The organism is Sphaerospermopsis sp. FACHB-1194, from assembly GCF_014696235.1.
In the GTDB taxonomy this organism is placed as follows: domain Bacteria; phylum Cyanobacteriota; class Cyanobacteriia; order Cyanobacteriales; family Nostocaceae; genus Sphaerospermopsis; species Sphaerospermopsis kisseleviana.
The window spans coordinates 1-12835 of the sequence record NZ_JACJPU010000002.1 but is presented as its reverse complement, the minus strand read 5'-3'; the positions used below and the strand labels follow the sequence as shown (position 1 = coordinate 12835).

The following is a 12835-nucleotide window of genomic DNA, read 5'->3' as shown; positions in this document are numbered from 1 at the left end:
TTGTCGTTAACCACAATGAATGTATCTGCTAATCAAGATTTACTGTTAATGTTTGTTAAAGGTAAAAGGTAAAATAAATTCATAAACAAAAATTAAGTGTTGTCTCTATCTCCTTTACCTTAGTCTTTTAGGTATTTCTGCTTTATTAGTTCTAACTTTTACCCTTGCTCTATGGCCCGCGACTATTATGAAATTCTAGGTGTCTCTCGTGATGCCGACAAAGAAGAAATTAAACAGGCTTATCGCCGCCAAGCCCGGAAGTATCACCCTGATGTGAACAAAGAACCGGGTGCGGAAGAACGATTCAAGGAAATAAACCGCGCTTATGAAGTGCTGTCTGAGCCAGAAACCCGCGAGCGTTACAACCGTTTTGGTGAAGCTGGCGTTTCTGGTGCTGCTGGTGCTGGCTTCCAAGATATGGGGGATATGGGCGGTTTTGCCGATATCTTTGAAAGCATTTTCAGCGGTTTTGCTGGAGGAATGGGTGGACCTACACAGCAAAGACGGCGTAGTGGTCCTGTACGGGGTGATGATTTACGTCTAGACCTGAAGTTAGATTTTCGAGAAGCGGTATTTGGTGGTGAAAAGGAAATCCGCATTTCTCATCTAGAAACTTGTGAAGTTTGTAGTGGTTCTGGTGCTAAACCAGGAACTCGTCCCCGGACTTGTAGCACTTGTAGCGGTTCTGGCCAGGTGCGACGTGTGACTAGAACTCCTTTTGGCAGCTTTACCCAAGTTTCTACCTGTCCCACCTGTAATGGTACTGGGTCAGTAGTGGAAGATAAATGTGATGCTTGTGATGGTAAAGGCGCAAATCAGGTCACGAAAAAGCTAAAAATTACTATTCCCGCTGGGGTAGATAATGGTACACGGTTACGGATCTCCCAAGAAGGTGATGCTGGCCAACGAGGTGGACCGGCGGGAGATTTGTATGTTTACTTATTTGTGAATGAGGATGAAGAATTTCAGCGTGATGGAATTAATGTTCTTTCGGAAATCAAACTCAGCTACTTGCAAGCAATTTTAGGTTGCCGTTTGGAGGTGAATACTGTTGATGGTCCGGTAGAGTTGATTATTCCCTCAGGAACTCAGCCAAATACGGTGATGAGACTGGAAAGTCGTGGTGTACCTCGTTTGGGAAATCCTGTGAGTCGGGGCGACCATTTGCTGACGGTGTTAATTGATATTCCTACGAAGATCACCCCAGAGGAAAGGGAACTGCTGGAAAAACTAGCTAAAATTAAGGGTGATAGAACTGGTAAAGGTGGGGGATTTTTTGAAAATCTGTTTAAGTCATGAGTCTATCTTCTCTGTTAACTCCTGATGCTCAGTTGGACTTGCGTGGTACTCCTTGTCCAATTAATTTTGTCCGGACTAAGTTACGTCTGGAACAAATGCCAGATGGCAGTTTGTTGGAAGTCTGGTTAGATGGGGGTGAACCTATTGAACAAGTTCCTGATAGTTTAACTATGGCTGGTTATCAGGTGGAAAAAATTACTGACTGTTCTGGTTATTTTTCTTTGCTTGTACGTCGTCCGGTAACTGCTGCATGATGGAAGATAGTGTTTCTACTACAGGGGAGTTATTGGGTACGGTGTTAGCTGTACAGGCTAATTTTTATCGGGTGCAGTTAGATCAAGGAGTCGTAGGGGCGAAGCATTCGGAAAATAGCCTTGAACAAAAATTGATAATTGGTCGCCCGAATGCTTCGCCCGTACAGGAGTCAGGAGTCAGGAGTCAGAAGGCAGAAGGCAGGAGGCAGGGAAACATTAATAACCCAGTCACCAGTCCCCAGTCCCCAGTCTCCAGTCTCCTCTGTACCCGCAGGACTCGGTTGAAAAAAATCGGTCAACAGGTGATGGTTGGCGATCGCGTGGTTATTGAAGAGCCTGACTGGACCGGGGGAAGGGGTGCGATCGCTGATGTTCTACCAAGAAACAGTGAGTTGGATCGACCGGCGATCGCTAATGTGAATCAAATTCTTTTGGTTTTTGCGGTTGCTGATCCTCCCTTAGAACCTTTTCAGTTAAGCAGGTTTTTAATTAAGGCTGAATCTACAGGGGTAGATGTTTTATTATGCCTAAATAAATGTGATTTAATTACAGAAGACGAACAACAGGAAATTAGCGATCGCCTCGAAAGTTGGGGTTATCAATCAATTTTTATTAGTGTGCAAAATCAAATTAATATTAATGAAGTTTCTAATTATTTAAATCATAAAATTACTGTGATTGCTGGTCCTTCGGGTGTGGGAAAATCCAGTTTAATTAATATGTTAATTCCTGATGCTAATTTGCGTGTGGGTGAGGTTTCTGGTAAGTTAGCGCGTGGTCGTCATACTACCCGTCATGTGGAATTATTTGAACTTCCTGATGGTGGTTTGTTAGCTGATACTCCTGGTTTTAATCAACCTGATTTAAGTTGTCTTCCTGAAGATTTAATCTACTATTTTCCTGAAGCGAGAAGACGTTTAGAAGGTGGAAGTTGTCGTTTTACTGATTGTTTACATCGAGATGAACCGGGTTGTATTGTGGGTAGTGACTGGGAAAGATATGAGCATTATTTGGAATTTTTAAGTGATGCGATCGCTTATCAAACTTATCTTAAAGAACAAGCTGATCCTGAGTCTACTTTGAAGGTGAAAGCTAAGGGTAAGGGTGAAAGTAAGTATGAACCTAAGTTGGAAAGTAAGAAATACCGTCGGGTTTCTCGTCGGGTTCAGGTGCAAAGTTTACAAGATTTAGATTTAGAAAGTGAGGAGTAGGTAAGAAGTTTAAGAGGGTTTTTCTGTGTGGTGTTTGTTTCTTTTTTTATTGAACCACGAAGAACGCAAAGGACGCTAAGGTAAGAGGTTTTTTAGGGTTTTTCTTTTTTCTTTACTTCTTTTTTATTCTTTCTTCTGACTCCTGACTACTGACTCCTGACTCCTCATTTTAAGGTTTCTTTTATTGCTATTTCTAATAACTCATCTAGAGAAATTCCCGCATTTTTGGACATACAAGGAATTACGCTTTTCGGTGAATAGGAACAATATAACCCAGCTTCTAAAAAGTAAGGTTCTCCATTCGGATCTATGCGAAAATCAAATAAGCTATAATGACGACATCCTAATGCTTGATGACATTTTTTTGCTGCTGCTTGTACTTTTTGGGTGATGGGGTCTTGTGTATCTACAATCCAAGCTTTAATATTATCTTTGGCTGTTAAATCTAAGTTACCATCATCCCCTAATTTCAGTTTATCAGCGTAGTCTCTCACGGGTTTATTTTTGGAGTCTACTAAATATTCTTCTAGGGGTAAACCTATTAATTCTCCTTGTTTTTCGATTATCCCACATCTCACTTCTCGACCTAATTCTATATATTCTTCTACTATCACTTGTTCTGCATATTTGAATGCTTCTTTTAATGCGGTTTCGTATTCTTTAATGTCTTTTACTAAACTCACTCCTAAAGAGTTATCTGAACTTGCAGGTTTTACTACTGCTTTGGGTGTGATGGTGGGAATGTCTCCAGGACGCAAAACTTCACCATGAGGAACTTTTACCCCCGCTGCTGCTACAATGGTTTTAGCTTTCGCTTTATTCGCGGTTATGGCCATTACTTCCGGGGTATTACCTATATAGCGAATTTTTAACACATCACATAAAGCGCGGTAATGGGTCATTCCCGGTATACAAAACATCTGCGGTACAACTACATCAATGTTTTTTGTCATTATCCATGCGATCGCATCCGGTAAGGATATGGGTTGACTGTCTGCAATATCTTCAAAACTCAAAGAATGGGGAAATTTCCAGTTACCATCCGGTGTAATATATGCAATGTGAATATCATAGTTTGGGTTATTTGCGATCGCATTTATTGAGTCTTGAGCATACAGTCGTGATAAATTACAGAAAAAATCACTTTCTGGGGACCCTGTAAGGTAGAGAAGATTGAGTTTTGACATGATTTTTTAAGAGTTTAGAATTTCAAAAGTTATGTAGGTTGGGTTCACGATCAGAAACCCAACGTTTTTAATGGTTTATTGGATTTCATTTTGTTCAACCCAACCTACGAAAACTGTTAAATACAAATAAATACAAAAGATTGAGTTTTGACATGATTTTTGAGAAGTTCCAAATTTCCGAAGTTTTGAAATTACAAATTACAACTTTTTTAATCTCCACCAATTTCAACCAATTTCCCAATATTGAAATCTATTCTTACCCATCCTTTTAATTTTACCATATTTTGCAGCAATAACAACACAATTTGCCAATGATGCACCATTAAAAATGGTAAAGGATCATCTTTATCTAACATTGCATCCTTACCTTTAATCACTTTATTTAACCAGTTTGTTAAATCATTAAAAGACCTAATTCCTGTGATTCTCCACAATTCATGATATAACCAATAAGTTGGTTTACTTGTGGGTAAAGGTTCTATATGAGGTTGATTTTTCCCAGGTTCTAAATACGCATCCGCTAACCCTGGATGGTCATAAAACATTGTAATTGCAGTATGGGTGCGGGGGTTACATTCTATCGGGTAAACTTTTCCGTCTTCTGTTTGCATAAAATCAAAAGAAATTTGTCCAGTTAAATTTAATTCTTTGACAAATTTTTGTACCCATTGGAATATTTCTGGGTTATCAACCTGTTCATAATTTACTTGAAATGGGGAAGATTTAGAACAGCAATGTAAACGAATTTCTCCATCTCTGACTGTACTATGAGTACAATATTCTTGACCTTTGATAAATTCCTGCATTACCCAAGGTCTTTCTTTACTAATGGGTAATTTTTTCACATACTCTTTCATTCCTTCAAAGGGAAATTTCGTCATATCTAAACGAGTCACAGAATCATATTGAATACTTTTTATAATGTATGGATTTTGTTCTTGGGAAAAATCAAAGTTGATAATTTCCCCTGGGGAAGTTATTAAAAATACTTTGGGTGCGGTTAAACCTAAAACCCGCGCTTGTTCACATAAACTAAATTTATCATCTAGTGTTTTTGTCATTTCTGTATCGAAATGAAATACTTCACAATAAGGTGATAATATTGGTTTTGCTAAGGAGTCATAATAACTCGCAACGGGACTGGAAACGGGAATAAATACATCTATTTTTTCTCGTTTTACTATGTCTAATAAACTTTGACAATATCCTTCTGGATCTTTTTCGGGTGCGGGTACTGTGAGGAATTTTTTGACTGCTTTGGAATATTGATGTCCTGATAACCAATATTTATGGGTTTCTACCATGAATACTTTGTGGCCTGCGCGATGAAATGACCTTGCAAGTTGTAATGATTTGGTCATTTTACCACCTGTTAATAGGATGTTTTTGGAGTTTTCATAGGTGATTTTTTTCTGAAATGGTAAGGTGATGATGTTGGTAAGAAATGCGGTAATTACTAGGGTGAGGTTGATCGGGAACATTAGGAGTAGTAATATTAATGTTCCTATGTTTTGCAAGATAGATTTTATTTTTTTCATGTTTTTTTATTGAACCGCAGAGACACAGAGGTTTGAGAGGGTTTTTCTGTTTGGTGTTTTTGTCTTTTTTTATTGAACCACGAAGGACGCAAAGGACGCAAAGGTAAGAGGTTTGAGAGGGTTTTTCTGTTGGGGATAAGAACCCCGACTTGTTTGTTTGGTTGTCTTATTTTATGATTGTTTTTTTGAGAAGTCGGGGATTTGAATATTCAATTTTCTATTTTCTTTTGATGATTGTTAAACCGTCTCTTAATGGTAATATGACTTGTTCCACTCTGGGATCTTGGGTGACTGTTTGATTAAATTTCGCTATCGCTTCTCCGTTTGCTGTTCTTTTTTCTTTGGGTAAATAAGGTTGTCCTTGTAATAATGTGTTATCTACACATATAAATCCATCCTTTGCTAATAGGTTGGTTTCTATTAACAGGTTGAAATAATCTACATATCCTGGTTTATCAGCATCTATGAAAACTAAATCAAAGGTTTCTCCATCTGCAATTAATTTCTTTAAGGTTTCTATTGCAGGTGCAGTTACCACTTTAATTTTTTTACCATGTTCTGAATTTTCAAAACATTCCTTCGCAAATTCTGAGACATATTCATCCACTTCACAAGCAATTATATCACCATCTGCCGGTAATACTTCTGCCATTGCTAAAGCAGAATATCCCGTAAACATTCCTATCTCTAAAATGCGTTTTGCTTTAGTCATGGACACAAACATTTTTAAAGTTTGTCCTTCAATATGTCCAGATAACATTTCCTGTTCTAACTGACGGACTGTTTCACCATCATCAAATCTTTTACTCCAATCTTCAGCAGCAGTTTTTTTCGCTAATGCTGATAATTCTGGTGATTCTTGTGTAGTATTCTCTTCCAAATATGGATCTATTCCTGCTGCTAACTCATACACCTTTTTTAAAGAGTTCGCAAGTTCCGCAGAAACATTTTCCTGCTTCGCTATCTTTAATGTTCTTTCCAGTTCCTCAACCAAAATACCTAAAGGGGTAACAGGTCTAGGTTTGTTGATTTTTGTTAGAGTTTCAGTCATTAGATTTTAGATTTTGGATTTTAGATTCTAGACTTGAAAAATTCATCACACAGATAACAGACAACTCAAAAAACGAGAGCAAAAATTAAAAAATTAACCTTCTCCTTTCTCTGCGTTCTCTGCGTCTCTGCGTGAAATCAAAAAAAGTTATGCTACCAACGAAAACCCATCAGACAATTTTGGATTTTAGATTTTAGACTTTTTTATTCCAAACCCAAATCTTGCAAATACATTTCCACACCAGCACCGTGATTTGCTAAATTACTACAAACAGCTTTATGCGCTTTGACTGCTGCTTCCAATAGTTCTGGTTCAACTTCTTGAATATAGTCACACGCACCTATTCCACCTCTGGGAACAGGGGCCCAAAGTCCACCATCTCCCCGCTTCCGACGCATATTTTTCTGACCTTCGATCATGATCTCCATGTCTTCCAAAATGGGATGATACACTGTTAAACCCAAGGACTGACATAGTGTAATAATGCGATCGCGTTCTTCTGGTTTTAACCAGTTCATCTCTACCGCTAATGTCGCACCAAAGGCCATTCCAGTTGTTACTGCGTGTCCGTGCATCATCTTCACCGCTGGTTCAAACCGGGGACTCCATGTATGTCCATAAGCATGGGGACGATCTTGATATGTTTCAAACATATTTGTTCCCTCATGTTTCATATAGGAGAACAATGCACGGTAAATAATCTCGTCTGCTATTTCTGCTAACTCTTCATCTGCGTCTACAGTTGCAAAATGTGTCTCTATCAACCGGGGTCCGTATTTTTCCAACAACTCAAATAAAACCGCATCATCGGTAATGGCCATTTTAATAATTTCTGCCATCCCATTCCGAATATGTCCAGTTGCTAAGGTGCGGAAAAAACTCCGATCTACTAAGGTTAGTACGGGGGGATGATATGCACCAATACTATTTTTGAACTGTTTACCGTTGGTACAAGTTCGGGGTGAAGGACCTGCGTCAATAGCTGCTACTACTGTTGTTCCCACCATGATATAAGGTGTCCGACGATGTTGTAAGGCACAAGCTAAACCCGCAACATCGCTTAACACACCACCACCTATAATTAATACAGGTTCGTTGCGGGAAACATCGCAACCGTCTTTCCCTAAAAACCCTAATATTTTGTGTACTGTTTCCGGGGTTTTGTCTGCTTCCCATGCACGACATACCATCATTTCTAATGGTATTTCATGAGCATCAAAATATTTTCTAACTTGCTCACCATACAACTCGTTAACTGTCTGGTCTATCACTGCTACACAACGACCACGACTATTATATATGTTAGCTAAAATCTCGTTTCCTGGTTGAAAAACTCCTTCTACTACTTTGACTTCTGCTGTTAATGTGAATGTAGCAGCAACTTCAAAGGAACGACCATCTTTTTTGTGTGCTATTTCCCCAGACCCCGTATACCACTGGGATGTGAGGTACTTTTCCCCATGTGTGAATCTGATGGTGTCAGTCGCTAGGGAATTTTCGATTTTTTCTGTATCTACTAATAAGTTATCTGCAATTTCTGGGGTTGGTAATATGCTTTGTGGAGTCATTTCAACTGGCCTTTTTCTGATTTTTGTAATTTGGTCAATATGGAAGATCAAAAAGTTCTGCTCTTGTAGAAATTGAATTTATTTGAACAGGTCTTTTTTTTGCAAAAGCTTCAACAACATCAATCAGATAAACCGATGTTTCAGATTTAACATTTGCATCTTGCCAACAAGTCGGCTGGGTAGCAAATTTACTCATACTTTCACCGAAAATGTAACTAAACGTTAATTTTTCTCATCTTTTGTGGTGATTTGGAAGTAAATTTTTAGATTTAATTAATGTTCTTAATAAAGAGTAACATTTAGTTGTTGCTTATAGTTTGTGAAAAGTTTATGTATTTATTAAATTAATAGAAACTGTTTTAACTTACAAAAATTCTATTTTTTTCAGTGTTCTAGATACTTGCCAAATAATTTATTGTATGATAATCACATGATCGCCAACACATAACTCAGGAAAAATACTTGGGATTGCTTGATGACAACTATCTGCGGGTAGATATTCTTTGCTCAAATCTCAGATGTGGGGCTTGACTAATAAAACTTCCTTCACGATCCCGATATCATCTTAAAATATTGTTAATTTCTGCCAAACTCTCGACCTTCAATTTACAACCCACCCCAAAACTATTATGTCTATAGGTTACGTCGCACTTGTACTTCATGCACATTTACCCTTCGTTCGTCACCCGGAAAGTGACTATGTGCTGGAAGAGGAATGGCTTTATGAGGCTATTACAGAAACCTACATTCCTTTATTGAAAGTATTTGAAGGCTTAAAGCGAGACGGCATCGACTTTAAAATCACGATGAGTATGACACCGCCTCTGGTTTCCATGCTCCGTGATCCTCTGTTACAAGAACGCTATAATGAACATTTAGCCAAGTTAGAAGAACTAATAGAATTGGAAGCAGAACGCAATATCCACAATGGACATATGCGTTATTTGGCTGAACATTACGCCACTGAATTTAATGAAGCTCGTCAGGTTTGGGAAAAATATCAGGGTGATTTAGTAACAGCTTTCAAACAATACCAAGATACAAACAACCTAGAAATCATAACTTGCGGTGCTACTCATGGGTATTTACCCTTAATGAAGATGTATCCCCAAGCTGTATGGGCGCAACTTCAGGTGGCTTGTGAACATTACGCAGAAACTTTTGGTCAAGCGCCTAGAGGTATTTGGTTGCCTGAATGTGCTTACTATGAAGGTTTGGAACGAATGCTGGCGGATGCTGGTTTGCGTTATTTCCTCACCGATGGACATGGGATTTTATACGCCCGTCCCCGTCCCCGCTTTGGTACTTACGCGCCAATTTTTACAGAAACAGGTGTTGCTGCTTTTGGTCGTGACCATGAATCTTCTCAACAAGTATGGTCTTCGGAAGTGGGTTATCCCGGTGCTGCTGAATATCGGGAATTTTATAAAGATTTGGGTTGGGAAGCAGAATATGAGTACATCAAACCCTATATCATGCCCAATGGACAGCGTAAAAATACGGGAATTAAATATCATAAGATTACTGGACGTGGTTTAGGTCTCTCTGATAAGGCTTTGTATGATCCTTATTGGGCAAGGGAAAAATCCGCAGAACACGCTGCTAACTTTATGTATAATCGGGAAAGACAAGCGGAACATTTACACGGTATCATGGGACGGCCTCCGATTATTGTTTCTCCTTATGATGCGGAGTTGTTCGGTCATTGGTGGTATGAGGGTCCTTGGTTTATTGATTACCTGTTCCGTAAGTCATGGTACGATCAGGGAACTTATGAAATGACCCATTTAGCTGATTATTTACGAGCTAACCAGAATCAACAAGTCTGTCGTCCTTCTCAGTCCAGTTGGGGTTATAAAGGTTTCCATGAATATTGGTTAAATGACACTAATGCTTGGATTTACCCGCATTTACATAAAGCCGCGGAACGGATGATTGAAATTTCCCAGTTAGAACCAGAGGATGAGTTGCAATGGAAAGCTTTAAACCAAGCAGCGCGGGAGTTGTTGTTAGCGCAATCTTCTGACTGGGCGTTTATTATGCGGACGGGAACTATGGTTCCCTATGCGGTGAGAAGAACGCGATCGCACTTAATGAGATTTAATAAACTCTATGAAGATGTAAAAGTCGGTAAAGTTGATAGCGGTTGGTTGGAAAAAGTGGAATTAATGGATAATATTTTCCCCAGCATCAACTATCGCGTTTATCGTCCCGTTTAGTTTTTCGCAGCTTGACAATCTCTGGGTTTCCAGCCTGGAGATGATCAAGTTCCATTCCTGGTGGTTGTGACAAGAGAAATTGCAAAATTTTCGCAATTAGGTGAGTATCAATGATAGATTATTATAGATTATTATTGATGCTACCTAATTGACACAAACTATCGCAGGTTCTCAAGTCAGAATCATCATGAAATCTTTGCACCGTACCGATTTATATACCTGGTCTTGTTTTAACCCGACAAGAAATATTGATTTCAATGGCTTCGCCTGGATTCGTCCAGAGGGTAATATATTAATTGATCCAGTAGCTTTATCAAACCATGATTGGCATCATCTGGAATCTCTCGGTGGTGTGGTTTGGATTATCCTGACAAACTCAGATCATCTGCGAGCAGCTAAGGAAATTGCCAGTCAAACTTATGCGAAAATTGCAGCACCGATAGCTGAAAAGGAAAATTTCCCAATAGCGTGCGATCGCTGGTTGAGTGATGGTGAAGAATTTGTCCCAGGACTGAAAGTGATGGAACTCCAAGGTTCAAAAACTCCCGGTGAACTAGCTTTACTACTAGAGGACACAACTTTGATTATTGGTGATTTAGTGCGATCGCGTTCAGCAGATACTTTAACTATTTTATCCGATGACAAGCTGTTAAATCGAAAACAAGCTATTGCTTCTGTTCACAGATTAGCAACATTAACCAAAGTACAAGCTGTTTTAGTCGGAGATGGTTGGTCTGTATTTCGGGACGGAAATGAAAGATTAAAGGAACTTTTAGCTACTTTGTAATTCGTAATTCAACAAGATACCTGACTTCTGGAAAAAGTTGGGTATTTGATTTTCTGCAATCAAAGCAAATTCAAATTACAATAGAAGATATTGCTATTTTCGTAATGATTCAGGATAGAAAATACTCTAAGTCAGAAGAATAAAGGCTTTTCCAGTAAGTTATGATGATTTTCAGAAAATATCACTTGTCTCTATTCCTGATTTCATAAGCATTCTAACTCCTGACTCCTGACTCCTGACTCCTGAATTCTTACCTATTTTCTATTCCCATACAACTATGAATAATTTTATCAATAATAAAAAACAACTATTTGATCGTTGGGCATCAAGTTACGATTGGACATTTCCTTCTTTTATTTACCAAGCTATCCATAAAAGATTAATTTCCCACATCGAAATCCCAGCCAATGCCAATGTTTTAGATTTAGGTTGTGGAACTGGACGCTTATTAAATAGATTAGCCAGTCAATTTCCTGACTTACGAGGTACTGGTTTAGATTTATCTCCCCAAATGTTGCGGGTTGCCAGACAAAGTAATCAGCACCGTCCACGCTTAATTTATATTGAAGGTAATGCAGAATCACTTCCTTTTGCTGAAGGTCAATTTGATGCAGTTTTTAACACTATCAGTTTTTTACATTATCCTCAACCAGAACAAGTTTTAAGTGAAATTGCCAGGGTACTTGTTCCCGGTGGAAGCTTTTATTTAGTTGATATAACTGCTAATACATCCCCTTTTCAATTAATGGCAAATTCGCCGGTTGCAGTTAAATTTTATCATCAAGAACAACGTGAAAAATTAGGATCTGATGCTGGACTTTTGTGTTTAGGTCATTACTATTTATTGGGTCCAGTATTGCTAACTATTTTTGCAAAACCTAAGTAGGGTTTGCTGAAAAAGTTATCTGTGAAGGACCAGTGACAGGTGACAGGTGACAGGTGACAGTTTCAAGAGTTGGATAGGAACGATTTTTTCTTTAAGTAGGAATTAAGTGCAAGGTTTTTCAGTTGCCACCTCATAAAAGCTTGCACTTTTTGAAAGCACTTCGGCTTACTTCGACTGCGCTCAGTACAAGTCGCTCAGTACAAGTCAAAATAGCTAAAACCCTTTACCTGTAAAGTTTTCGGATTTATTCAGCAAAACCTAAATAGATAAAAATTGATAATTTTTCGCCAATATTTCAGGATTTGGCGATCGCTGTCATGAGTCGGTGTAGGTTTGCGTTTATTAGTAAGTCAAAACTTTAACGCTCGATTTGACTGGGGTATTCCCTTAGTCAGCGTTGATAGAACCGGTAATAGTCAGCAAAACCCCTGATTAACCCCCCTTTCTAAGGGTTGGGGGGTTAGTAGCTAGTTACTGTTTTCTTAACCAATACTAACAAATACTCACATTTGCTGAAAATTTCCTGTCATCTTTTGGCTTTGTGACAGAATTACAGTAAAATCACTGTATGCTACTAGGATTCAAAACCCAACTCAAAGTTAACAAGCAACAACGACTACTACTGGCGCAACACGCAGGAGTAGCCAGACACGCTTGGAATCAAGGGTTAGCACTTTGTCAACAGGTATTATTACATAATAAACTTAATCCTGAAGAAAAAATCAAATTTCCCACAGCCATAGATTTACACAAATGGTTAGTAGCAGCCATTAAATCTACCCATCCTTGGTATTATGAAGTGTCTAAATGCGCCCCTCAATACGCATTAAGATAT

At 38.6% G+C, this 12835-nt stretch carries 12 protein-coding genes; 7 read left to right on the top strand and 5 right to left on the bottom strand.

What is annotated here, in order from left to right:
- Nucleotides 1-171: 171 nt before the first annotated feature.
- From dnaJ to rsgA, 3 genes are read left to right on the top strand one after another with little or no spacing between them, the layout of a single operon-like run.
- Nucleotides 172-1299: a molecular chaperone DnaJ gene (dnaJ, locus tag H6F45_RS01285; RefSeq protein ID WP_137667881.1), complete on the top strand. Its 1128-nt coding sequence runs from the start codon at nt 172-174 to the stop codon at nt 1297-1299.
- Nucleotides 1296-1553 (top strand): sulfurtransferase TusA family protein, encoded by a 258-nt coding sequence (locus tag H6F45_RS01280; RefSeq protein WP_096566493.1) that lies wholly within the window; start codon nt 1296-1298, stop codon nt 1551-1553. Before dnaJ ends, H6F45_RS01280 begins: the two co-directional genes overlap by 4 nt.
- Entirely contained in the window at nt 1550-2764 is a 1215-nt protein-coding gene (gene rsgA / locus H6F45_RS01275; protein ID WP_137667880.1) for a small ribosomal subunit biogenesis GTPase RsgA, read from the top strand. Before H6F45_RS01280 ends, rsgA begins: the two co-directional genes overlap by 4 nt.
- A 164-nt stretch (nt 2765-2928) precedes the next feature.
- Here the strand turns inward: rsgA and H6F45_RS01270 are convergent, their stop codons facing one another.
- From H6F45_RS01270 to H6F45_RS01250, 5 genes are all read right to left on the bottom strand, one after another.
- The gene (locus H6F45_RS01270) at nt 2929-3951 is read right to left on the bottom strand and encodes a D-alanine--D-alanine ligase (protein WP_190346263.1); all 1023 of its coding nucleotides are present in this window, start codon (nt 3949-3951) and stop codon (nt 2929-2931) included.
- 209 nt (nt 3952-4160) lie between these two features.
- The gene (locus H6F45_RS01265) at nt 4161-5489 is read right to left on the bottom strand and encodes an ATP-grasp domain-containing protein (protein WP_190346262.1); all 1329 of its coding nucleotides are present in this window, start codon (nt 5487-5489) and stop codon (nt 4161-4163) included.
- Between the two features lie 217 nt (nt 5490-5706).
- Nucleotides 5707-6540 carry a class I SAM-dependent methyltransferase gene (locus tag H6F45_RS01260; RefSeq protein ID WP_190346261.1) on the bottom strand — a complete coding sequence of 278 codons (834 nt, stop codon included), beginning with the start codon at nt 6538-6540 and terminating at the stop codon, nt 5707-5709.
- A 203-nt stretch (nt 6541-6743) separates the two neighbouring features.
- Nucleotides 6744-8108: a sedoheptulose 7-phosphate cyclase gene (locus H6F45_RS01255; protein ID WP_199301733.1), complete on the bottom strand. Its 1365-nt coding sequence runs from the start codon at nt 8106-8108 to the stop codon at nt 6744-6746.
- A 34-nt stretch (nt 8109-8142) separates the two neighbouring features.
- Complete coding sequence (locus H6F45_RS01250) at nt 8143-8304, bottom strand: hypothetical protein (RefSeq protein WP_190346260.1); 162 nt, start codon at nt 8302-8304, stop codon at nt 8143-8145.
- Between the two features lie 433 nt (nt 8305-8737).
- Here H6F45_RS01250 and H6F45_RS01245 point away from each other — a divergent pair, with 433 nt between their 5' ends.
- From H6F45_RS01245 to H6F45_RS01230, 4 genes are all read left to right on the top strand, one after another.
- A complete protein-coding gene (locus H6F45_RS01245) occupies nt 8738-10327 on the top strand; it encodes a glycoside hydrolase family 57 protein (protein WP_096566483.1) in 1590 nt (529 codons plus the stop codon).
- A gap of 187 nt (nt 10328-10514) precedes the next feature.
- Nucleotides 10515-11114: an MBL fold metallo-hydrolase gene (locus tag H6F45_RS01240; protein ID WP_096566481.1), complete on the top strand. Its 600-nt coding sequence runs from the start codon at nt 10515-10517 to the stop codon at nt 11112-11114.
- A 277-nt stretch (nt 11115-11391) separates the two neighbouring features.
- Nucleotides 11392-12000 (top strand): class I SAM-dependent methyltransferase, encoded by a 609-nt coding sequence (locus H6F45_RS01235; RefSeq protein ID WP_096566479.1) that lies wholly within the window; start codon nt 11392-11394, stop codon nt 11998-12000.
- Nucleotides 12001-12568: 568 nt separating this feature from the next.
- A partial coding sequence (locus tag H6F45_RS01230) for a helix-turn-helix domain-containing protein (protein WP_190346259.1) occupies nt 12569-12835 on the top strand: 267 nt, incomplete at its 3' end.